The sequence below is a fragment of the Amycolatopsis plumensis genome, assembly GCF_042652605.1.
In the GTDB taxonomy this organism is placed as follows: domain Bacteria; phylum Actinomycetota; class Actinomycetes; order Mycobacteriales; family Pseudonocardiaceae; genus Amycolatopsis; species Amycolatopsis plumensis.
In genome coordinates, this window is the sequence record NZ_JBHSJY010000001.1 from 8,600,048 (window position 1) to 8,622,590 (window position 22,543).

Annotated in this window: 20 protein-coding genes; 12 read left to right on the forward strand and 8 right to left on the reverse strand. The window is 71.4% G+C overall.

Annotated features, from left to right (window positions below):
- Positions 1-7: 7 nt before the first annotated feature.
- Positions 8-1,456, reverse strand: coding sequence for a GMC family oxidoreductase (locus tag ACFPLC_RS41375; protein ID WP_378199903.1), 1,449 nt, complete (start codon positions 1,454-1,456; stop codon positions 8-10).
- Positions 1,457-1,594: 138 nt separating this feature from the next.
- Between ACFPLC_RS41375 and ACFPLC_RS41380 the strand changes: the two genes are divergently transcribed.
- The 8 genes from ACFPLC_RS41380 to ACFPLC_RS41415 all read left to right on the forward strand — a co-directional run bounded on the left by ACFPLC_RS41380 (position 1,595) and on the right by ACFPLC_RS41415 (position 11,014).
- Positions 1,595-3,031: an aldehyde dehydrogenase family protein gene (locus tag ACFPLC_RS41380; RefSeq protein WP_378199906.1), complete on the forward strand. Its 1,437-nt coding sequence runs from the start codon at positions 1,595-1,597 to the stop codon at positions 3,029-3,031.
- A gap of 73 nt (positions 3,032-3,104) precedes the next feature.
- Positions 3,105-4,526 (forward strand): fumarylacetoacetate hydrolase family protein, encoded by a 1,422-nt coding sequence (locus ACFPLC_RS41385; RefSeq protein ID WP_378199909.1) that lies wholly within the window; start codon positions 3,105-3,107, stop codon positions 4,524-4,526.
- On the forward strand, positions 4,508-5,176 hold the full coding sequence (locus ACFPLC_RS41390; RefSeq protein WP_378199912.1) for a GntR family transcriptional regulator: 669 nt from the start codon (positions 4,508-4,510) through the stop codon (positions 5,174-5,176). The genes ACFPLC_RS41385 and ACFPLC_RS41390 overlap by 19 nt, the downstream gene beginning before the upstream one ends.
- A 17-nt stretch (positions 5,177-5,193) precedes the next feature.
- Positions 5,194-6,141, forward strand: a complete 948-nt coding sequence (gene dapA / locus ACFPLC_RS41395; protein WP_378199914.1) for a 4-hydroxy-tetrahydrodipicolinate synthase — start codon at positions 5,194-5,196, stop codon at positions 6,139-6,141.
- Entirely contained in the window at positions 6,138-7,643 is a 1,506-nt protein-coding gene (gene hpaE, locus ACFPLC_RS41400; RefSeq protein WP_378199917.1) for a 5-carboxymethyl-2-hydroxymuconate semialdehyde dehydrogenase, read from the forward strand. The genes dapA and hpaE overlap by 4 nt, the downstream gene beginning before the upstream one ends.
- On the forward strand, positions 7,640-8,683 hold the full coding sequence (hpaD, locus tag ACFPLC_RS41405; protein WP_378199920.1) for a 3,4-dihydroxyphenylacetate 2,3-dioxygenase: 1,044 nt from the start codon (positions 7,640-7,642) through the stop codon (positions 8,681-8,683). The genes hpaE and hpaD overlap by 4 nt, the downstream gene beginning before the upstream one ends.
- Positions 8,684-8,699: 16 nt before the next feature.
- Positions 8,700-10,181: an APC family permease gene (locus ACFPLC_RS41410; protein WP_378199923.1), complete on the forward strand. Its 1,482-nt coding sequence runs from the start codon at positions 8,700-8,702 to the stop codon at positions 10,179-10,181.
- Positions 10,178-11,014, forward strand: a complete 837-nt coding sequence (locus ACFPLC_RS41415; protein ID WP_378199926.1) for a molybdenum cofactor biosynthesis F family protein — start codon at positions 10,178-10,180, stop codon at positions 11,012-11,014. Before ACFPLC_RS41410 ends, ACFPLC_RS41415 begins: the two co-directional genes overlap by 4 nt.
- A 51-nt stretch (positions 11,015-11,065) precedes the next feature.
- Here ACFPLC_RS41415 and ACFPLC_RS41420 read toward each other — a convergent pair whose 3' ends face one another.
- Positions 11,066-11,854 carry an alpha/beta hydrolase gene (locus ACFPLC_RS41420; RefSeq protein ID WP_378199929.1) on the reverse strand — a complete coding sequence of 263 codons (789 nt, stop codon included), beginning with the start codon at positions 11,852-11,854 and terminating at the stop codon, positions 11,066-11,068.
- 222 nt (positions 11,855-12,076) lie between these two features.
- Between ACFPLC_RS41420 and ACFPLC_RS41425 the strand changes: the two genes are divergently transcribed.
- Positions 12,077-12,739 carry a response regulator gene (locus tag ACFPLC_RS41425; protein ID WP_378199932.1) on the forward strand — a complete coding sequence of 221 codons (663 nt, stop codon included), beginning with the start codon at positions 12,077-12,079 and terminating at the stop codon, positions 12,737-12,739.
- Between the two features lie 17 nt (positions 12,740-12,756).
- Here the strand turns inward: ACFPLC_RS41425 and ACFPLC_RS41430 are convergent, their stop codons facing one another.
- Positions 12,757-13,716 carry a Rieske 2Fe-2S domain-containing protein gene (locus tag ACFPLC_RS41430; protein WP_378199935.1) on the reverse strand — a complete coding sequence of 320 codons (960 nt, stop codon included), beginning with the start codon at positions 13,714-13,716 and terminating at the stop codon, positions 12,757-12,759.
- Between the two features lie 45 nt (positions 13,717-13,761).
- Positions 13,762-14,967 (reverse strand): monooxygenase, encoded by a 1,206-nt coding sequence (locus ACFPLC_RS41435; RefSeq protein WP_378199938.1) that lies wholly within the window; start codon positions 14,965-14,967, stop codon positions 13,762-13,764.
- A 224-nt stretch (positions 14,968-15,191) separates the two neighbouring features.
- Here ACFPLC_RS41435 and ACFPLC_RS41440 point away from each other — a divergent pair, with 224 nt between their 5' ends.
- Complete coding sequence (locus ACFPLC_RS41440) at positions 15,192-17,270, forward strand: MMPL family transporter (protein ID WP_378236121.1); 2,079 nt, start codon at positions 15,192-15,194, stop codon at positions 17,268-17,270.
- A 124-nt stretch (positions 17,271-17,394) separates the two neighbouring features.
- On the opposite strand, the gene ACFPLC_RS41445 is transcribed toward ACFPLC_RS41440, so the two are convergent.
- The 3 genes from ACFPLC_RS41445 to ACFPLC_RS41455 form a co-directional block, all read right to left on the reverse strand.
- Positions 17,395-18,834, reverse strand: coding sequence for a HAMP domain-containing sensor histidine kinase (locus ACFPLC_RS41445; RefSeq protein WP_378199941.1), 1,440 nt, complete (start codon positions 18,832-18,834; stop codon positions 17,395-17,397).
- Positions 18,831-19,514, reverse strand: coding sequence for a response regulator transcription factor (locus ACFPLC_RS41450; RefSeq protein WP_378199944.1), 684 nt, complete (start codon positions 19,512-19,514; stop codon positions 18,831-18,833). Before ACFPLC_RS41450 ends, ACFPLC_RS41445 begins: the two co-directional genes overlap by 4 nt.
- Positions 19,515-19,635: 121 nt before the next feature.
- Complete coding sequence (locus tag ACFPLC_RS41455) at positions 19,636-20,661, reverse strand: alpha/beta fold hydrolase (RefSeq protein WP_378199946.1); 1,026 nt, start codon at positions 20,659-20,661, stop codon at positions 19,636-19,638.
- A gap of 114 nt (positions 20,662-20,775) precedes the next feature.
- Between ACFPLC_RS41455 and ACFPLC_RS41460 the strand changes: the two genes are divergently transcribed.
- Positions 20,776-21,669 carry a LysR family transcriptional regulator gene (locus ACFPLC_RS41460; protein WP_378199949.1) on the forward strand — a complete coding sequence of 298 codons (894 nt, stop codon included), beginning with the start codon at positions 20,776-20,778 and terminating at the stop codon, positions 21,667-21,669.
- A gap of 155 nt (positions 21,670-21,824) precedes the next feature.
- Here the strand turns inward: ACFPLC_RS41460 and ACFPLC_RS41465 are convergent, their stop codons facing one another.
- Complete coding sequence (locus tag ACFPLC_RS41465) at positions 21,825-22,202, reverse strand: hypothetical protein (protein ID WP_378199952.1); 378 nt, start codon at positions 22,200-22,202, stop codon at positions 21,825-21,827.
- 90 nt (positions 22,203-22,292) lie between these two features.
- Between ACFPLC_RS41465 and ACFPLC_RS41470 the strand changes: the two genes are divergently transcribed.
- Positions 22,293-22,514: a hypothetical protein gene (locus tag ACFPLC_RS41470; RefSeq protein WP_378199955.1), complete on the forward strand. Its 222-nt coding sequence runs from the start codon at positions 22,293-22,295 to the stop codon at positions 22,512-22,514.
- Positions 22,515-22,543: the final 29 nt, after the last annotated feature.

Here is a 22,543-nt window from a genome sequence, read left to right on the forward strand (position 1 = left end):
TTACCACTCACGACCGGCTTGCGCCGAGGAGGAAGTGGGCGGCCTGCTCGCCGACCAGGACCGCCGGGGCGTTGGTGTTGCCCGTCGTCACGCGGGGCAGCACCGACGCGTCGGCGACCACCAGGCCCTCGAGGCCGTGGACCGCCAGCCGCGGGTCCACGACCGCGTCCGGGCCGGTGCCCATCCGGCAGGTGCCGACCTGGTGGTGGTACGTGATCGCCGTCCGGCGGACGTACTCGCGGACGTCTGTGCCCGGCGCCGGGTACCGCGGCCGGGCGCCCCACTCCCCCGCCAGCGCCGGCGCGCGGCCGACCTCGAGGCACTGCTGCACCGACGCCACCAGGCTCTCGAAGTCCGCCGGTGCGGACAGGGCGGCGAGGTCGATCAGCAGTTCGTCGTCGGGCGAGGGCCCGGACAGCTTCACGCTGCCCCGGCTCTCCGGCGTGACCATGCCCGCCATCAGCGAGAACCCGGTCGGCGGCCCGGACATCCACGGCTCGTACATCGGCACGCTGAAGCAGATCGGCTGGGTGTCGGGCACCGCGAGGCCGTCCCGGCTGCGCCAGAACCAGTGCACCTGCGTCACCGGACGGCCCGGCGCGGGCACGACCTCGCGGGTGGTCGAGAAGATGACCGGCGAGAGCAGGTGATCGTGCAGGTTGCGCCCGACACCCGGCAAGTCCGCGACGACGTCGAGGCCGAGCGCGCGCAGCTCGTCCGCCGGGCCGACACCGCTGCGGAGCAGGATCGCGGGCGAGGCCAGCGCCCCCGCGGCGAGCACCACCAGGTCCGCGGAGAGCTCCTGCAGCACACCGCCGAGCGAGACGACGACACCGGTCACGCGGGAGCCGGAGAACCGCAGCCGGTGCACCAGCGCTCCTGTGTGGACGGTCATCCGGGAAGCCACCGGCGAACCGTAGGCGTGCCAGGTGTTGAACCGCCGCCCGCCGCGCAGGGTGATCCGTTCGACGGACACGCCGTCCAACACCCCGGCGTTGTAGTCCGGGTTCAGTGGCAATCCGGTCGCAACACAGGCGTCCACTATGGACTGCTGGATCGGGTGCAGCGGCTCGTTCGGGACGACCTCCAAGAGGTCCTTCTCGATCCGCGCGAACACCGGCTCGACGTCGGCCCAGGTCCAGCCGGGCAGGCCCCAGCCGTCGTAGTCGGCCGGGGCGCCGCGGACCCAGATCATCGCGTTGAGGGCGTGCGACCCGCCGAGCACCCGGCCGCGCGGCAGGTGCAGCCGCCGTCCGGCGGCGTGCTCCTGCGGAACCGTGTACAGGTCCCAGTCTTCGGGACCGTGCCACAGCTCCCCCGCCCGGGCCGGGTCGTGGATGGCCGGGTTGACGTCCTCGCCCCCGGCCTCCAGCAGCGTCACCGCCGCGCCCGCGTCCACCAGCCGCCGCGCCACCACCGAGCCGGCCGAGCCGGCGCCCACCACGATCACGTCCATGCGGCCCAGCGTGGCGCGCGGCCCGGAACCCGCGCGGGATCCCTTCGCGGTCGGTCAACGGGCGTGCGGGAGCGGACAAGACCCGTGGCGGGCCGGCGGCCGATACTCGGTTCACCCCAGGCCGAGGAGGACACCGGGATGGCGACACGCCTCTGCATCGACGGACAGTGGACCGAAGCCGGTGGCGGCGCGCTCCCGACCCGCGACCCGGCCACCGGCCGGATCCTCGAAGAGGTCGGCACGGCTTCACGGGCCGACGTCGACGCCGCCGTCGCGGCCGCCCGGCGAGCGCTTTCCGCGCCCGGGTGGGCCGGGCTGCTGCCGATCCGGCGCGCCGCCCTGCTGTTCCGGCTGGCCGACCTCGTCGAGCAGCACCACGAGGAGCTGGCCCGGCTGGAAACCCTGGACCAGGGCCAGCCGATCGGGGTGTCCCGGCAGGTGAGCGTGACCGGCGCGGCGGAGCACTTCCGCTACTTCGCGGGCTGGGTCACCAAGCTGCAGGGCACCACGAACCCGGTGTCCTTCCCGGACACCCTGCACTACACCCGCCGCGAGCCGGTCGGGGTGAACGCGCTGATCACGCCGTGGAACTTCCCGCTGATGATCCTCGCCTGGAAGCTCGCCCCCGCGCTGGCCACCGGCAACACCGTGGTGATCAAGCCCAGCGAGGTCACGCCGCTGACGAGCATCCGGCTGGTCGAGCTGGTGCACGAGGCCGGGATTCCGGCGGGCGTGGTCAACCTCGTCACCGGCGACGGCGCCGTCGGCGCTCTCCTGACCGAGCACCCGGACGTCGACCACGTCTCCTACACCGGGTCCACGGCGGTCGGGAAGCTGATCACGGCGGCGAGCGCGGCGTCCAACCTCAAGCGGCTCACTCTCGAACTCGGTGGGAAGGCCCCGAGCATCATCGCGGCCGACGCCGACATCGACGCCGCCGTCGCGGGCAACCTCGCCGGCGCGACGCTCAACACCGGCCAGGTCTGCGCCGCGTACACGCGCTTCTACGTCGACCGCAAGCGCGAGCAGGAATTTGTCGACAAGCTGGCCCGCGGCCTGGAAGGTCTGCGGCTCGGGCCCGGCACCGAGGAGACCACGCAGGTCGGGCCGCTCGTGTCCGAGAAGCACCGCGAACACGTCGACTTCCTGGTCAGCACCGGCCGCGACCAGGGCGCCGACCTGGTGACCGGCGGGAACCCGGTCGACGGCGACGGCTACTTCTACACCCCCACGCTGTTCGCCGGCGTCCGCGACGACATGGCGATCATGCGCGAGGAGATCTTCGGCCCGGTGCTCGCCGTGACGGCCTACGACGACGGCGACGAGCCACTGGCCCGCGCCAACGACACCGAATACGGCCTGGCCGCCACGGTGTGGACCCGAGACATCCGCACGGCGCAGCGCTACGCGGACGGCCTCCGGGCCGGCGCGGTGTTCGTCAACATGCCCCCGATCCCGGACATGGCGGCGCCGTGGGGCGGGTACAAGGCGTCCGGCTGGGGCCGCGAGATGGGCCCGTGGGCTCTCGACGCGTACACCGAAACCAAGTCTGTCTGGCTCCACTACGGCAACTGATGGGGGTCTCCCCGCGCCGTAGATCGTATATTATTTGAAATACTTTATCTCGAACCGGCAGGCAGGACCACCGATGACGCCTCCCCCGCAGCGGCCCGGCAAGATCATCGCGCTGCACCTCAACTACCGCTCCCGCGCCGCCCAGCGCGGCCGGGTACCGGAGCAGCCGTCGTACTTCCTCAAGCCCCCGACGTCCGTCGCGGCGAGCGGCACCGCCCTCGAACGACCGGCCGGCACCGAGCTGCTGGGCTTCGAAGGCGAGATCGCGCTCGTCATCGGCCGCACGGCCCGCCGCGTCACGCCCGAAGAGGGCTGGTCGCACGTCGACGGCGTCACCGCGGCCAACGACTTCGGCGTCTACGACCTGCGGTACGCCGACAAGGGCAGCAACCTGCGCGCCAAGGGCGGCGACGGCTTCACCCCGCTCGGGCCGTCGGTCCTGCCCGCGGCCGCCGTCGACCCGGCGGCCCTGCGGCTGCGGACCTGGCTCAACGGCGAACTCGTCCAGGAGGACACCACCGCCGACCTGCTCTTCGGCTTCGGACGGCTGGTCGCCGACCTCTCGCAGCTGATCACGCTCGAACCCGGCGACGTCGTCCTGACCGGGACGCCCGCGGGAGCGTCGGTCGCGGTCCCCGGCGACGTGGTCGAAGTGGAGGTCGACGGCGGCGGCCACACCACCGGCCGGCTCGTCACCCCGATCACCGAGGGGACCGTCCCCTTCGGACCGTACGGTGCGCTCCCCCGCATCGACGAGCAGCAGCGCGCGGACGCGTACGGGACCGCCGAGCCGCGGTTCGAGCTGACGGCCTCCTTGAAGCAGCGGATCGAATCCGTCGGCACCGCCACCCTGTCGGCCCAGCTGCGCAAGCGCGGGTACAACGCCGTGTCGATCGACGGGCTCACCTCGACCAGGCCCGGCGCCCGGCTGACCGGTCGCGCGCGGACCCTGCGGTACCTGCCGTACCGCGAGGACCTGTTCACCGCCCGCGGCGGCGGCTACAACGCGCAGAAGCAGGCGATCGACAGCCTCGGCCCGGGTGACGTCCTGGTCATGGAGGCCCGCGGCGAACGCGGCACCGGCACGGTCGGCGACATCCTCGCGCTGCGCGCCCAGGTGCGCGGCGCCGCCGGGATAGTCACCGACGGCGGGGTCCGCGACCTGGCCGCGGTGTCCGCTTTGGACATTCCCACCTACCACGCCGGGCCGCACCCGGCGGTGCTCGGCCGTCGGCACGTGCCGTGGGACGTCGACGTCGCCATCGCCTGCGGTGGCGCCGCGGTCCGCCCGGGCGACGTCATCGCCGGCGACGGTGACGGCGTCCTGGTCATCCCGCCGGACCTCGTCGAAGAAGTCGTCGACGCGGCGATCGAGCAGGAGCTGCAGGAGACGTTCATCGCCGAGCGGGTCGCCGACGGCGAGCGCGTCGAAGGCCTCTACCCGATGGGCGAGCACTGGCGCGGGAGGTACGCGGCATGGCGCGCGAACCGGTGAACGGCACCACGATGAGCAAGTCGCGGATCGCCTACGAGTGGATCAAGGCCCGGATCGCCGACGGCACCTTCTCTCCCGGCTACCGCCTGGTCCTCGGCCAGCTCGCCCAGGAGCTCGGCGTCAGCGTGGTGCCGGTCCGCGAGGCGATCAGGCTGCTGGAGGCCGAGGGCCTGGTGACCTTCGAGCGCAACGTCGGCGCCCAGGTCGCGATGGTCGACGAGAGCGAGTACCAGCACACGATGCAGACCCTCGCGCTGGTCGAGGGCTACGCCGCCGCGCTCGCCGCGCCGGTCCTCCCGCCGGGCACGCTGGCGAAGGCCCGCGCGCTGAACACCGAGCTGGCCGGCTGCCTCGGCGACTTCGAACCCGCGAAGTTCACCGGCCTCAACCGCGACTTCCACGCCGTGCTGTTCGAAGCCTGCCCCAACCCGCAGATTCTCGACCTCGTCCGCCGCGGCTGGGACCGGCTCGGCCGCCTGCGCAGCTCGACCTTCAGCTTCGTGCCCGGCCGCGCCCGCGACTCGGTCGCCGAGCACGAAACCATCCTCGGCCTGCTCGAACGCGGCGCGCCGGGCCCGGAGATCGAACAGGCCGTCCGCGCCCACCGGCTGGCCACCCTGGACGCCTACCTGGCCTACCGCCGCCACTGACGCACGAAGGGAAACTTATGCGATTCCGCTCCGACCCCCGGGCCATCCGCGGGTCGATCGCGCCCCTGATCACGCCGTTCACCGCCGAGGGGGCCGTCGACCACGACGGCCTGAAGAACCTCGTGCGCTGGCAGCTGGCTTCGGGTACGCACGGCATCTCGATCGGCGGTTCCACCGGCGAGCCCGGCTCCCAGACGGTGGCCGAACGCGCCGAGGCGATCCGGACGGTGGCCGCCGAGGTCGGCGACCGCGTCCCGTTCGTCCCCGGAACCGGCTCGGCGAAGCTCGACGAAACCCTGGAACTCACGGCGGCCGCGCGCGCCGCCGGGGTCGACGCGGCGCTGGTCATCACGCCGTACTACGCGCGGCCGACGCAGGACGCCCTGTTCGTCTGGTACCGCACGGTCTGCCGCGAGTTCCCGGACCTGCCGATCATCGCCTACAACGTGCCGAGCCGGACCGCGGTCGACCTCGCACCCGAGACCGTCGCGCGGCTCTACCGCTCGTGCGACAACTTCGCCGGGATCAAGGAGACGACGAAGGACTTCGAGCACTTCTCGCGGGTGCTGCACCTGTGCGGCCGCGACCTGGTCGTGTGGTCCGGGATCGAGCTGCTCTGCCTGCCGCTGCTGGCCCTCGGCGGCGCCGGGTTCGTCAGCGCGACGGCCAACATCGCCCCGGCCGCGTGCGCCGAGATGTACACGGCCTGGCAGGCCGGTGACCACGAGCGCGCCCGTGAAATCCACTACGGCCTGCACCCGCTGGTCGACCTGCTGTTCGTCGAAACCAATCCGGCGCCCGGGAAGTGGGTCCTGGAGCAGCGCGGGCTGATCGCGTCCGGGCACGTGCGGCCGCCGCTGATCCCGCCGACCGAATCCGGCCTCGCCCGGATCAAGGACCTCATGGCCGAAGGCGCGCAGTACCTCACGCCGGCCGACGGCTACACCGTGGAAGGAAAGCCATGAGCCACCACGTCCCGGACGGACTGCCGGGCGAGCTGAAGCACTACATCGGCGGCGAACTCGTCGACAGCGTCTCCGGCAAGACGTTCGACGTCCTCGACCCGGTGTCGAACACGCCCTACGTGACCGCCGCCGCGGGCCAGGCCGAGGACGTCGACCGCGCCGTCGCGGCGGCGCGTCGGGCGTTCACCGACGGTCCGTGGCCGCGGATGCTGCCGCGAGCGCGGGCGCGCGTGCTGAACAAGATCGCCGACGCCGTCGAAGCCCAGGACGCCCGGCTCGCCGAGCTGGAAACGTTCGACACCGGCCTGCCGATCACCCAGGCGCTCGGCCAGGCGCAGCGCGCCGCCGAGAACTTCCGGTTCTTCGCCGACCTCGTCGTCGCCCAGGCCGACGACACCTACCAGGTGCCCGGGCGGCAGATGAACTACGTGCACCGCAAGCCGGTCGGCGTCGCCGGGCTGATCACGCCGTGGAACACGCCGTTCATGCTCGAGAGCTGGAAGCTCGCGCCGGCGCTGGCCTCCGGCTGCACGGTGGTGCTCAAGCCGGCCGAGTTCACGCCGCTCTCAGCGAGCCTGTGGGCGGGGATCTTCGCGGAGGCGGGGCTGCCGGACGGCGTGTTCAACCTCGTCAACGGCTTCGGTGAGGAAGCGGGTGACGCGCTGGTCAAGCACCCGGACGTGCCGCTGATCTCGTTCACCGGCGAGACCACGACCGGGCAGACGATCTACCGCAACTGCGCGGCGCACCTCAAGGGCATGTCGATGGAGCTGGGCGGCAAGTCCCCGGCGATCGTCTTCGCCGACGCCGACCTCGACGCGGCACTGGACTCGACGCTGTTCGGCGTGTTCTCGCTCAACGGCGAACGCTGCACCGCGGGCAGCCGCATCCTGGTCGAGCGGCCGATCTACGACGAGTTCTGCGCGCGGTACGCGGAACGGGCCGCCAACATCGTCGTGGGCGACCCGCACGACCCGGCCACCGAGGTCGGCGCGCTGGTCCACCCCGAGCACTACGACAAGGTGATGAGCTACGTCGAGCTGGGCAAGACCGAGGGCCGGCTGCTCGCCGGCGGCGGTCGTCCGTCCGGTTTGGACACCGGGAACTACGTGGCGCCCACGGTGTTCGCCGACGTGCCCCCGACCGCGCGGATCTTCCAGGAGGAGATCTTCGGCCCCGTCGTCGCCCTGACGCCGTTCGACACCGAGGCCGAAGCCCTCGCGCTCGCCAACGGCGTCAAGTACGGCCTGGCCGCGTACTTGTGGACGTCCGATCTGACGCGGGCGCACACCTTCGCGCAGTCGGTCGAAGCCGGGATGGTCTGGCTGAACTCGCACAACGTCCGCGACCTGCGGACGCCGTTCGGCGGGGTCAAGGCGTCCGGCCTCGGCCACGAAGGCGGCTACCGCTCCCTCGACTTCTACACCGATCAGCAGGCCATCCACGTCTCACTCGGGCCGGTGCACACGGCCCGGTTCGGCGCCGGGAAGGAAACCGCATGACCGCCACCCCGCCGGACGTCATCCGCTGCGCGTACGCCGAGCTCGTCGTCACGGATCTGGCCGCTTCGCGGGCGTTCTACGTCGACGTGCTCGGGCTCGTCGTCACCCACGAAGACTCCTCCGCGCTGTACCTCAGGGCGTTCGAGGAGTACCTGCACCACTCGCTGGTGCTGCGCAAGGGCCCGGAACCCGCGCTGGGCGTGCTGGCCTACCGGGTGCGGACCCCGGCCGACCTCGAGCTGGCCGAGGCGTACTACCGCGGGCTCGGCTGCCCGGTCTCCCGCCGGCCGGCCGGCGCCACCCGCGGCATCGGCGAGGCGGTGCGCGTGCTCGACCCGCTCGGCTTCCCGGTGGAGTTCTTCCACGAGGCCGAGCACGTCGAGCGGTTCACCCAGCGCTACGACGTCCACGGCGCCGGCGCACTGTCGCGGCTGGACCACTTCAACCTCGACACCCCGGACGTCCCGGCGGCCCGGAAGTACTACGAGGGCCTGGGTTTCCGCGTCTCGGAGGACATCCAGGACGCCGAGGGCACGGTGTACGCGGCCTGGATGTTCCGCAAGCCGACGGTCCACGACGTGGCCTTGACCGGCGGCGACGGCCCGCGGCTGCACCACATCGCGTTCGCCTCGCACGAGCGGCACCAGATCCTGCACATCTGCGACCACCTGGGCGCGCTGCGGAAGTCCGGGATGATCGAGCGCGGACCTGGCCGCCACGGGGTATCGAACGCGTTCTACCTCTACGTCCGCGACCCGGACGGGCACCGCATCGAGATCTACACCCACGACTACTACACCGGCGACCCGGACAACCCGGTGATCACCTGGGACGTCCACGACAACCAGCGCCGCGACTGGTGGGGCAACCCGGTGGTGCCGAGCTGGTACACCGACGCGTCGGTCGTGCTCGACCTCGACGGGCGCGTCCAGCCGGTCGTCGAACGGGCCGAGCCGCGCGAAGCCGACGTCACCATCGGTGCGGACGGCTTCTCCTACGCGTCCGGGCAGGCGGAATTCAAGCTCGGCGAGCAGGTCTGACCTCCGAGGAGGAGCCATGAGCGGATCGGGTCCCGGGCGGGGCAGCACCTCGCTCGCCGAGAACGTGCTGGGTGTGCCCGGCATCGTGTTCCTGGTGCTGGCCGCGGTGGCGCCGCTGACCGGGATGGTCGTGATCGCGGCCATCGGCATCGCCGTCGGCAACGGCGGCGGCATGGTCGCCGCGTTCGTCCTCGCCACGGTCGTGCTGCTGCTGTTCGCCGTCGGCTACGCCCAGATGTCGAAGGTCCTGACCAGCGCGGGCGGTTTCTACGCCTTCGTCGTCAAGGGCCTGGGCAAGACCATGGGCCTGGTCGCCGGGTTCGTCGCGCTGCTCGGCTACAACTGCTTCGTCGCCGGCGCCGTCGGCACCAGCGGCTTCTTCACCGGCACGGTCCTCAAGGACGTCTTCGGCGTGGACCTCGACTGGATCGTGTGGAGCGCGGTCTCGGTCGCGCTGGTCTTCCTGCTCAGCCGGCGCGGCATCGACGTCAGCGCGAAGGTCCTCGGCGTCTCCCTGGTGCTCGAGGTGTCCATCCTGCTGGTCATGGACTTCGGCGTGCTGTTCCGGCACGGCTTCTCCTTCGTGGTCTTCACCCCGTCCGTCATGCTCCAGGGCGCGAGCGGGCTGGCGTTGCTGTTCGCCGCGAACGCCTTCATCGGCTTCGAAGCGACCGCCCTGTTCGGCGAAGAAGCGAAGAACCCCCGGCGGACGATCCCGCGGGCAACCTACCTCGCCATCGGCTTCATCGGGGTCTTCGCCGCCTTCACCACCTGGGCCGTGGTCACCGCGATCGGCGTGGCACGGGCCCAGGACGTCGCCGCCGCGCACCTGTCCGCCGGGGACCTGGTGTTCTCGGTGTCGCAGAACTACCTCGGCGACGTACTGACCAAGGTGATGATGCTGCTGCTCGTGGTCAGCCTGTTCGCCGCCCTGCTGGCCCTGCACAACTCGGCGACCCGCTACCTCTACGCCCTCGGCCGGGTCGGCGTCCTGCCGCGGCTGCTGGGCCGCACCCGCGCCCGCACCGGCGCACCCCAGCACGCCGCCCTGGCCCAGCTGGTCTTCGGTTCGGTGGTGGCGCTGCTGTTCCGGCTCGCCGGACTCGACCCGGTCGCCGACCTCACGGCCAGCATGACCGGCTTCGGCACGCTCGCCATCCTCGCCCTGCAACTGCTCGCCGCGCTGGCGATCCTGGTCCACTTCCGCCGCACCCACGACCCCCGGCTCACCCGGACGCTGATCGCGCCCGGCCTGGGTGCGGTGGGCCTCGGGCTCATCGTGACCCTGGCGATCATCAACTTCCCCACCCTGGCCGGCTCCAGCAACGGCCTCGTCCCCCAGTTGCCCTGGCTGCTCCTGATCGTCGCACTGGCCGGGCTGGTGGTCGCCGCCTGGCTGCGCAAGCGCCGCCCGGCCGTCTACCGGGCCCTGGACGCCGACCTCGAACGCCAACCGGCCACCACCCCCGCCGGACACACCATGGAGGAAACCGCGTGACCGACCTCTCCGACACCGCGAACTGGCTGCCCCTCGACGGGCTCGAACCCGGCTTCGACGCCAACAAGGCGGAGCCTTCGACCGCGCTGGCCGACCGCGAAATCGTGGTCACCGACGAACGGGGCACCCGGATCACCCACCGCTTCGGCGCCGACACGGTCGGCTGGGACTACGCCCCCGGCGCCGCGGACCCGCTCCCGGCGGCCACCGGGACGGACCACTACGAAGCGTTCGACGTCGCGGAGGGGCTCGTCTACGCGCAGTTCCACCACACGCACGAGCCGAACGAAGCGGTCAGCCTCTTCCTCGACTTCACCACCGGGCACGCCCTTTCGGTGATCACCACGATCGCCGAGCCGGTGCCGGGCCGGACCCGCGTCCGGCAGGTGTTCGTGCCCGGCCACATCGACGGGATGCCGATCAGCGGGCCGGCCCCGGCGCCCACGACCGCGCTGATCGGCCGGCGCGCGCTGTGGGTGTACAGCGAGGACCACGCCTACGAGCACGTCTACCTCAGCCCGCAGTGGTACACGTGGCAGTGCCTGGCGGGGCCGGAGCGTGGCCTGGCCGACACCGACGAAAACACCGCCTACCAGCTGCGCCCCGGCATCTACGTCTTCACCTGGCGGGAGAAGGTGATCCCGTGCGCCGCGGTGACGGTGGCCGATCACCGCAACGTCCACGACCTGCGCTCGCACGGAGCGCTGTTCGGCTTGGCCGAGACCGGCCAGGACACCACGCACTTCACCTTCGGCGCGTTCGGCCGCCTGCTCAGCACCACCGTCCACCCCGCCCACCTCGACCCGGCACAGCCTGGAGGAGACCGGTCATGAGGCCGTGGCCTCGGGATGCGGTTCGCCGGGCTCGTTCCGGTGGCACTTCGGTCAGCAGCACCAGCGTCGGAACCACGTGGTCAAGCCGGCGTCCACCTCGCGAGCCGGCGGTAGCTGGGGTGCGGGCTCGATGCCGGGCTCGTCGGCGAGCGGGTGGGCCAGCCGAGGGATCGACAGCAGTTTGGCGCCATCCCCTACAGCGTCGACGAGGTCCAACGCATCGGCGCGCAGCGACGGGTGATCCAGCTCGCCGCTGACGACCAGCAGCGGCGCGCGACCGGCGACGGAACCAGCCCGGGCCACGAAGTCCAGGCTGTCGACGACCTTCTCGGACTCGGCGTCGTAGGGATAGTCGCCCGGGAACAGGCCGACGACGGACCGCATCCGGATGGCGGCGTTCACGACCGCGGCCGCGAAGACCGGAATGTCGGTGTCGGCGAGGATCCGCAGCGCGACGGCCCCACCCAGCGAGCCACCGAGCACGCCGATCGGGCCGTCATCGACCGGCAGCTGCGCACGGATCGACGCCAGCGCGGCCGGGAACTCCTCGGTCGCCTGCGCGAGGATGGGGTACAGAGCGGCCATCAGGACGTCCTTGCGGAGAAGCTCCAAACCCGCGTCCAGGCTGCCGTCGACCATCCGCGCCCCGCACATCGGCAATCCCAGGTGCACCCGCCACGCGGGCAGGCCGTGCATCGGCAACGCGGCAGCGAACGCAGCGTCCGACCGCGGCGCGTCGAGCATGTGCCAAGTGACGACCAACGGCGCGGGGCCGCCGTCGGCCGGCGGCAGAGCGGTGAACGGCACGCCGGCCGCCGTGCCCGTGATCGGTGAATGCATGCGGCCACGGTAACGTCTGCGGCAGCGTGCGGGGAATCGGTTGCGCTCCCAGCGAAATCAGCTGCAGCGACTGGACGTCCCATACAAGTCAGCCCGGTTTCGCCCGCGTATCAGTGCCGTCTTCTAACGGTCGTTTCAGGTTCGCTCGGTACGAATGGGCGACGCGGGTCTCGGATCGGACGGCGGCCGGACCGTCCACGCGACCCTGAAAGGCAGCCATTCATGATCTCCGTGCTCGCGGTGGACGCCCAGCCGATGCAGCGCTTCGGGTTTCGCATGCTGCTGGAGAACACCCCCGACACCAGGATCGTCGGCGAGGCCGAAACCAGCGCCGAGGCCGTTCGGTGGACCGCCGAGCTGCGTCCCGACGTGGTGCTGATGGGCATCCGCGTGCCGGGCGCCGACGGGATCGAGGCCACCCGGCGCATCGTGGCCGCCGGTGGGCGTTCGCGGATCCTGGTGCTGTCGACGTCCGAGGTGGACCGGTACGCGCTCGCCGCGCTGCGGGCCGGGGCGAGCGGTTTCCTGCTGAAGGACACCCGGCCGGAGGAACTGCTCGCCGGCATCCGGGCCGTCGCCGCCGGGGACGCGGTGATCGCGCCGGCGCTGGCCCGGCGGCTGCTCGACGCGTTCGTCAGGCTCGACGATGACGCCTGCGAGCCCGTACGGAAGGATCCCCGGCTGGACTCCTTGACCGGCCGCGAGCGCGAAATCCTCGTCGCCATCGGCCAGGGCCTCACCAACGGCGAGATCGCGCGACGGTTCACGCTGTCGGAGTCGACGGTGAAGTCCCACGTCGGGCGGGTCCTCGCCAAGATCGGGGCCCGGGACCGGGTCCAGGCCCTCATCCTCGCCTACGACCTGAGACTCACCCGCCCGGTTTGACGCTTCGTCCCGCCTGGTCATGCGGTGGTGACCTGCCCGTCGACGACGCGCACCGGCACGGTGGTCAGTGATTTCGTCGCCGGCCCGCCGGTGACGTGGCCGTTGCCGTCGAAAGTGGACCCGTGGCACGGGCAGCGGAAGCCGGAGCCGGCGGGCGTGACGGGGCAGCCCTGGTGTGTGCAGGCGGCGAGGAACGCCATGAAGGTGCCGGTCGCGGGGCGCACCAGATAGGCGGCGGACCCGTCCGGTGTGGTGAAGCTCGTCGACGAACCGACGGCGACGGCGGAGACCGCGGCGATCACCGTTCCGGAGTTCGGTCCCGGGTCCGCCGGCCGGCTCGGTTCCGGATCGGCGGTCGTGCGGCGGTTGAGGGCGATGACGCCGCCGCTGATGGCGGCGGCCGTCGCGGTGATCAGGCCGCCCCAGAGCAGAATGCGTCGCTCGCCGTCGTCGGGGGCGTGGTTCGGCGGGCGGCGACGGCGAAGCGCGGCGCGCAGGCGGGCCGTCACGGAGAACAGGCCTGCGTCGCCGGCAATCAACAGCGGGGTCCAGGCGGCCGCGAAGACGATGTCGGCGCCGAAGTAGTACGGGTGGGTCGTCCAGCTCACGGTCAGGAAGAAGCTCAGCGCGAGGAGAAACCCGCCCACCGCGGCGATCCGGGTGAACAGCCCGAGCAGAGTACCCAGCCCGACAGCCACTTCGCCCAAGGCGATGGCCAGGCCGATGACGGTCGGGTGCTCGGCGGCGAACGACACCAGCGGGCCGATCGGGGAGGTGGCCGCGGCGTGCAGCATCTGAGCGTGGACGCCGAGGGGTGAAGTGTGGTCCAGGTAGTGGGTGTCGAAGATCTTGGAAAGGCCCGCGTAGAGGAATGTGCCGCCGAGGAAGACGCGCAGCGGCAGGAGTGCCCAGGTGGGTCTCCGTGGTGACGCATCGGCCGGCGACGTTGTTTCGCCGGGAGCAGCCGTGAGGGACAAGAGAATTCTCCCTTCATTTCGCAGGTGTGGCGGTGCGGCGCTTCGTCAGGACTTGCGGGGCGAGACCGTCAGGATTCCCGCGCACATTTCGTCGCTGGTGCCGTCGCCCCACACCACGTAGCGGGCCGGCAGCTTGCTCAGCTGCGGCAGCCGTTTGCGCAGTCCCGCGTCGTGCGTGCACGTCACCCGCAGCGTGTCCCCCGGACCGATCTCCACCGGCGACGGCAGCTTCACCAGCCGCTGGTTGTCGAAGTCGAACTGCGGCACGTCCAGCACGACCTTCGCGTTCGGCGTGCCGGGGTTGAGCTCGACCTTGATGGCCCGCCCGAGTAGGTGCATGTGGCCGAAACCGGCGAACAGCGTCATCGGCGCCTCCACCCGGTGGTCGCAGGTCTGGGTGTCACCGGGCTTCGGGGTGCCCTGGCCGCACTCCGCCACCTGCCGGTCCGCGGTGCCGCCGACGTCCGGCCCGAACCGCTTCGTCACGTCCGCGATCGAGGTCGCCCGGTCGCAGAGCGGACCCGACTCCTCGGCGGTGCAAGGCAGTTCGGTCGGCGCGTCGAGCGGCAAGGTGTCGAATTCCCGGGTCTGCGGCGTGCCGTCCGTCAGCCGCAGCCGCACCGCGGAGCGGTCCGACCCGGCCGGTTTGCCGTCGGTCGCGAGCAGGTTGTAGTGCATCTGGAGGATGATCAGGCTGCCCGGCTCCAGCTTGAAGCCGGCGTCCTCGCTGAACAGCGTCTCCGTGGCGCCCGGCGCCCAGGTGTCCGCCCACGTGGCTTCGCCCTTTTCCACTTCGGCGCCGTCCACGCCGGTCCCGCCGAAACACTGCCAGCCGGGGCCGGGGGTCTTCGCGTCGTGCGCCCGCACCGCGGCGGCGCCACCCGGCGGCACCGTGTACACGATGGCGTGGTGCGCGATGGCCACGTTTTCCGGGAAGACCTGGGTCCCGGTCAGGAACGCCGTCTTGGTCAGGCCCGGATCGATGACCTGGCACCGGTACTCGTCCGTGCCGCCGCCCGCCGGCGGCGCGGGTGTGTAGGCCTCGGTCAGCTTCAGGTCGAGGAACCGCTCGCCGGCACGCAGGGGCTGCGGTGGAGCCGATGCCCCGCCCGCGTGTGCGCTGTGCGGGCCGACCGCGGTGGGCGCCGCGCTGTTGCCGGCGTTCGATCCGCAGGCGACGACGGCGAACGCCGTCGTCAGCGCCATGACGGCCGCCCCGAGCTTCCGCAGTGGGATGTCAGATTTCGTCATGGCCTGAACGCTAGGCCCGATTCCGTCCCGTTTCGTCGTACTGCGGTCGTCATTTCCGGAAGGGCAGTGGTACCACGGTACTCCTCTATGTCCATAGTGGAGGTTTAACGGTTCTTTCAGATTCGCTCGATAGGAAGTCGGCGTCGGATAAGCGATCCAACGCGTACAGGAGGCTCATGATGGCATTCGAAGCAACGCCACCCGGTCGGTCGACAGGGCGATGGGTGCCGTGGTTGGTGATCGGCTTGTGGGTGGCCCTGGCGGTGCTCATGGGGCCGCTGAGCGGGAAGCTGAGTTCGGTCACCACCGACAGAGCCGTGGACACCCTGCCCGCCGGCGCCGAGTCCACCCAGGTCGCGGCGCTGGAGGAGAGTCTCCCCGGCGGCGAGGACAACACGTTCGTCTTCGTGTACCACCGCGCCGGCGGCCTGACCGACGCCGACCGCGCGACGGTCGAGCGCCACTACGACACCCTCGCCAAGCGATACCCACCGCAGGCGGCGGCCCCGGAAGACCAGGGCCCACAGGCAAAACCCTCCGCCGACGGCACGGCGATGATGTTCACCCTGGACGTGAGCACGACCTACGGCGCACCGGAGGCCATCGTCGGCCCGTTGCGCGACGCCGCGAAAGACCGCCCCGCCGGCCTGGAACTCGACGTGACCGGGCCGGCCGCGGTCGACGGCGACATGGAGGCCGTCTTCGACGGCATCGACCTGCAGGTCCTCCTCACCACCCTCCTCGTCGTCGCGCTCCTGCTCATCCTCACCTACCGCAGCCCGGTGTTGTGGCTCATCCCGCTGGTGGCCGTGGGCGCGGCCGCACTGACCGCGATGGCGACCGTCTACCTGCTCGTCAAGGGCTTCGGCATCGTGGTCAACGACCAGAACTCGGCGCTGCTGACGATCCTGGTGTTCGGCGTCGGCACGGACTACGCGCTGTTGCTCATCGCCCGGTACCGGGAAGCACTGCACCACCACGAGAATGTCCGGGTCGCGATGGTCCACGCGCTACGCGGCGCGGCGCCGGCCATCGTGGCGTCCGCGGCCACCGTGATCGCCGGCCTGCTCTGCCTGCTCGCCGCGGACCTGAACAGCACCAGCGGATTGGGCCCGATCGGCGCGGCCGGCATCGTGTGCGCGCTGGTGGCCATGCTGACGCTGTTCCCGGCGATGCTGGTGGTGCTCGGCAGGCGGATCTTCTGGCCGGCCATCCCGCGGTTCGGCACGGCCGTGGAAAAGAAGCCGGGGCTGTGGGGACGGCTCGGCGCCGCCATCAGCCGCCGCCGGTGGGTGGCGGCGCTCGGCTCGCTCGGCGTCCTCGGCGTGTTCGTCATCGGCCTGGCGGGCAACACCGGCGCCCTGCGGGAGCAGGACCAGTTCCTGTCCGCGCCGGAGTCGGTCAGCGGCTTCACCGTTCTCCGCCAGCACTTCCCGGAGCTCGGCGGCCAGCCGATGACAGTTTTCACGCGGCCGGCGTACCAGGAGCGGGTGCTCGACGTCGTCAAGGGCACTCCCGGGGTGGCAGTGGCCGTCCCGGGTGAGACCAGGGGTGGCTGGACCGACATCTCGGTGTTCCCGGCGGACGCGCCGGACACCGTCGCGGAGTACGACACGATCAAGCGGGTGCGCACCGCCGTGCACGCGGTGAGCGGGGCGGAGGCGATCGTCGGCGGGCCGAGCGCGGAGCACCTCGACACCGAGGTGACCACCAGCCGCGACGAGCTGCTGGTGATCCCGCTGGTGCTCGCCGTCGTCCTGCTCGTCCTCGGGCTGCTGCTCCGGGCGATCGTGGCCCCGCTGGTCCTGATGGCCACCGTGATCGTCTCGTTCGCGGCGGCTTTCGGCGGCAGCGTGTTCGTCTTCGACACGGTCCTCGGGTTCCAGGGCCTCGACGACTCGGTGCCGCTGCTGGCCTTCCTGTTTTTGGTGGCGCTCGGCGTCGACTACAACATCTTCCTGGCCAGCCGGGCCCGGGAGGAGACCGTGCGGCTGGGCACCGGAAAGGGGATGCTCAAAGCCCTCTCCGCCACCGGTGGCGTCATCACTTCGGCGGGCCTGGTCCTGGCGGCCACGTTCGCGGTCCTCACCAGTCTTCCGCTCGTGATGCTGGTCGAGGTCGGGTTCCTGGTCGCGTTCGGCGTGCTGCTCGACGCCCTGCTGGTCCGGTCGGTCCTGGTGCCCGCGCTCACCCTGCTGTTCGGCCGGCGGATCTGGTGGCCGAGCCGGCTGTCCCGGCCGGCGGAGCTGCCGGACGGCCGAGGATCCCTCGCCGCCGACGAGGAGCCCGCGCTGCGGCGGTGAGCGCGTCCCAGGTTGCTCGACGAGCGCCCCAAGGCGGCCTTGGTTGCGTCTGACGCGCCGAAGGCCGCCTTGGGTGCGTCAGACGCACCGAAGGCCACATTGGGGCGCTTGAGCCGGGCCGTCGTCAACGCGCCGCGGCGTCGTCCCCGGCGGCGAGCGGCGCGTCCGGGGCGGGCGGGGCCGCCGTCGGAAGGTCGACCCGGAGCAGGGCGCCACCGCGGGCGGACCGGGCGACGGTGACCCGGCCGCCGTGGGCGTCGACGACCCGCTGCACGATCGACAGCCCCAAACCGGATCCCGGCAGCGCCCGGGCACTGTCGGCACGGTAGAACCGGTCGAACACCCGCGGCACGTCGGCGGCGTCGATGCCCGGCCCGGCGTCGTCGACCTCGAGCACCGCCGACTCGCCCTCGGCGCGGAGCCGGACTCCGACCGGCTGGCCCGCGGGCGACCACTTGCCGGCGTTGTCGATGAGGTTGAGCACCGCCCGCTGGAGACCGGCGGGACGCCCGCTCACCCGCACGGAGCTCACGTCGAGCGCGACCTCGACGTCGGGCACCCGGGACCGCGCCCGGGCCGCGGCGGCCACCACCACGTCGGCGAAGTCGAGCACCTCCGTGCTCTCGTCGCTGACGTCACCGCGCGCCAGGTCGGTCAGCTCGGCGGCCAGGGTGCTCAACTCGGCCACCTGGGCGCCGACGTCGTCGAGCAGCCGGGTCCGGCTCTCCGGCGGCAGTGCGCTGTCCAGGGTGCCGCGCCGATCGAGCCGGATCAGCAGCTCGACGTTGAGGCGCAGGCTGGTGAGCGGGGTCTTGAGCTCGTGGGCGGCGTCCTCGGCGAGCAGCCGCTGGGCCCGGCGGGATTCCCGGAGCGCGGCGAGCATGGCGTTGATCGACCGGATCAGCCGCCGGATCTCCCCACCGCCCTCGTCCGGGATGTCGGCGTCGAGGTCCCGGGTGTGCGCGACCCGGACCGCGGCGGCGCTCAGCCGGTCGATCGGGGCCAGCCCGGTCCGGGCCACGGCCCGCCCGACAAGAGCGCCACCGGCCACGCAGAGCGCCCCGATCAGCAGCATGCCCAGCCCGAACTCGCTGATCGGGCTGTTGTCGGCGGCGCGGGCCACCTGGACCGCGCCGCCGCCCACCCGCAGTGTGTAGACGAAATAGCCGTCGTCGTCGTTGTCGTCCGACTCCATCAGGTCGGCCGACGCGCCCCGCGCCACGCGCCACGCGTCTTCGCTGACCGGGGGCAGCGCGGGCTGGCCCGCCGGCGTCCGGATCGCCCCGTCGGGCAGGATGACTCGCACCAGCCGGCCGGATCCGGGATACGGCGGCAGCTGGACCCGCGCCGGACCGGCGCGCTCGGCGTCCGCCGCCACGACGTGGGATTCGGCGCGCAGCTGATCCTTCGCGGTGCTCTGCAGCTCCCCGACCATCAGCTCGATGGCCACCTGCAAGGCCACGAACACGCTGACCGCGATGGCCGTCGCGGCGATCACCGTCATCCTGGTCCGCAGGGACCGCCGTCGCCACCACCGGGTCAGCCGGCGTGCGGGCCTGCTCACGGAGGTGTTTCCCGCAACGTGTACCCCAAGCCGCGCCGCGTGTGGATCAACCGCGGCTCACCCCCGGCCTCCATCTTGCGGCGCAGGTAGCTCACGTAGACCTGGAGGTTGTTGGCGGTGGCGCTCATGTCGAAGCCCCAGATCGCCTCGAACAGCGCGTCGCGGGTCAGCACCCGGGTCGCGTTGCGCACGAGGACCTGCAGCAGGGAGAACTCGGTCCGGGTCAAGTGCAGCGGCCGCCCGCCACGCCACGCCTCGAACCGGTCGGGATCGAGCCGGACGTCGGCGAACGACAGGATCTGCGATTCGTCGTCGGCCGGCGTCCGCCTGCGCAGCAGGGCCCGCACCCGGGCCAGCAACTCCTCGGTGGCGAACGGCTTGGGCAGGTAGTCGTCGGCGCCCGCGTCCAGCCCCGCGACCCGGTCGACGACCTGATCCCGGGCGGTCAGCATCAGCACCGGCAGATCCCGGCCGGCCGCCCGTAACCGCCGGCACGTCTCCAACCCGCCGAGGCGGGGCATCATCACGTCGAGGATCAGCAGATCCGGCGCGTCGGCATCGACCCCGTCGAGCACGGCGAGACCGTTGGCGACGGTGCTGGTGTCGTAACCCTCGACCTGGAGCACCCGCTCCAGCGACTCACGGATGGCCGCCTCGTCATCCGCGATCATGATCCGCACGCCGGCCCACCCTTCCCGTCGACGCTTCGCCGCTCATCCTCCCCGGCCAACCTGAGGCCAGGATTAAAGCGCCGCCGCCGACGTCCAAGGTCCGATCGACGAGAGCGACGCTCGTCCTCGGTCAGTGTTCCGGTGCCTGCTCCAGGACCTCGCGCAGGACCGTGCTGCTCTGCCCGGGGTTCTCCAGCGGCCAGAAGTGCCCGCCGTCGACGTAGCGGACCTCGACGCGGGCCGCACGGGGGATGCGTTCGGCGGCGTCGGTGAAGAACTCGCGGGGCTGGGTCCGGGAGTCCCGGCCCTGGATGATGGTGACCGGGGAGCGCCAGCGGGGAATCAGGTCGCTACGCCGCTCGATCCACTCCTTGCGGAAGGTGGAGGCCATGCTGTAGCGCGGGACCGCCCGGGTGATGCCCGGATAGGAGAACTCCTGGATGACGCGGCGCATGTCCTCGTCAGCCACCGGCAATTCGCCGATCATGGTGTAGGCCCAGACGACGAACCGGTTCGGGTCCTCCAGTAACCCGGACCACGGGGCTTCGGCGAGCAGTTCGTCGTGCGGGGCGAGGTCGGGGTGGAAGTGGTACAGGTGCCCTTCGCCGCGCACGTAGTGGCGGACCCGCGCGGGGTGGGCGGCCGCGATGTGGTCGCCCTGCACGGTTCCCCGGTCGTGCGTGACCAGGACGAACCGGTCCACTCCGATCGTGTCGAGCAACGTGACGAGTTGCGCGGCGGCACCGGCTTGGCTGTAGTCGCCCCGATCCTTCCCGGATTGCCCGTAGCCCTTGAGGTCGACGGCGATGCAGCGGTACGAGTCCGACAGCGCGGCCATCTGGTGGTGCCACATGAACCACGAGTCGGGCATGCCGTGCAGGAACACCACCGGCTCGCCGCTGCCGGTCTCGACGTAGTGCCACCGCACTGTTTCCTGGTCACCCGGGGCGTCCACGAAGCGGTGGGTGAACACCTGGCCGTCGAGCACCTCGGTGTCCCCGTCGTGGTCCGCCGGCCGCGGCCGCACGTCGGCGTAGCGCTCGAGGCGCTCGGCCAGCAGCGCGTCCGGCGGCACGAAGCGCTTGATCGCCTGCCGAGCCCGGTCGGGTAGTTCGGTGTAGCGCCAGGGGCTTTCCTTGGCTTCGTCGACAGTCACGCCGGTCTCCTCGTCACGGTCACAGGTCTTTGCGCTTCCACCTTCACGCTGAGCAGATCATCATGTCCAACGATTCATGTTGATGAATGCCAGCATGATCAGTGATAATGCTGTGTGGAACTCCGTCATCTCGAGTACTTCGTCGCGGTCGCCGACACCGGCGGCTTCACCCCGGCGGCCAGAACGCTGCACGTCGTGCAGTCGGGGGTGTCGGCGACGATCAAGGCACTGGAACGTGAGCTCGGATCGGCGCTGTTTACCCGAAGCCCGCAGGCCGTCACCCTGACCGCGGCCGGACACGCCCTGCTGCCCCGGGCGCGGGAAACCCTCAACGCGGCCCGCGCGGCCAAGGACGCCGTGCACCGGACGCAAGGCACGGTGCACGGCACGGTCACGGTCGGCACCCAGATTTCGGTCGATTTCGTCGGCATGCCCGGACTGCTGGCCGAGCTGCGCACCCGCCACCCCGGGGTCACCGTCCGGCTCCGGACCGCGATGGAGGGATCGGCGGGCCTGGCCCAGCACCTGCGTGAAGGCCGGCTCGACGTCGCCATCCTCTCCCTGCCCGGTCCCCCGCCGGCCGACCTCGACACGCGGCTGCTGGCCTCGGCTCCCATGGTCGTCTACGTTCCCAGTTCGCATCCGCTGGCCGGAGAGGGCCGCGCGTCACTGGCGCGGCTGGCCGAGTTCCCGTTCATCGACTCCCCACCCGGCTTCACCAACCGCACCATCGCCGACCAGGCGTTCGCCGCAGCGGGAGTGCACCGGGAGGTGACCCTCGAGGTGCCGGACGTGGGAACCATCGCCGACTACATCCGGGCCGGGCTGGGCATCGGGTTCCTCGGCGAGCGGCTGGTGCCCGACCTCACCGGCCTCGACACCGTCCAGGTCGCGGACCAGGAACTGCGGTGGCGGCTCGCCGTCGCCACGGCATCGGCGCGGCGACCGGGCGCGGCCACCACGGCGTTGCTCGACCTGCTCGGCGAACGACACCCCAGCCCGAGCTGAGGCGCCGGTCCACATCGGCACCGACCGGACACGACTCCGGAGGCCCTGTGCGAGCAACTCGCCCGCCCGACCACGACCTGTCCGCTCTGCGAGTCAACGCGGCGAGCAGTCACCCGGACCGCCGGGATCCCCTCGATCAGCCACCGGCTCTTCGGTCACGCCTCGCTCGGCCGCTTCCCGTAATACGCGCGAACCACCTTCCCCAGCTTCCGCTGGATCCCCCGCAAGGTCCGAAGCGTCACCACGTCGTCGAGCCCGGTCGTCGTCGGCCACTCGAACCCCGTGCCCGCCAGATCGCTGACGAAGACGATCTCCGCTGCCATCAGCACCCGAGCCCAGTCGACCGGGGCCAACGCACTCCCCGCCCGCAGCGCGGCTCTCAGCCGTTCGCACTGGATGATCAGGTCATCGAAAGTCGCGAACCCCATGCCGGCCGCCAGCTCGTCACTGCACCGGGCGGGACCATCCCACTCCAGCAGCGCCCGGTCCAGCAGCGCGATCTCGTCCGAGGCGAGCAAGTCGCCCGGGGTCACCGGATTCAATTCAGCCCCTCCCAATAGTCGTCCACCTTGCTCGGATCCCCTCGGAAGATCGTTCCGCCGTCGGGGTGCGTGGGGTCGTGGATGACGATCGTCGAACCGTCCTTCCCGAGGAAGAAAATGGAAGGCAGCCCACGAAAGCACAGTAAGTATTACCGCTGCCCGGCCCGGACGCTCACGCCGCAACTGGTTCAAGCTCAGCCGACGCCGAAGACGGGGGATGATGGCGCCGCGCGGAAGCTGCTGGAGGATTGCGGTTTCGACCACCGGGAGCTGGTCGTCTTCATAGCAGACGAAAGCTCGTAGTCGACAGTCAGCTCGTCACTGCGCCAGGC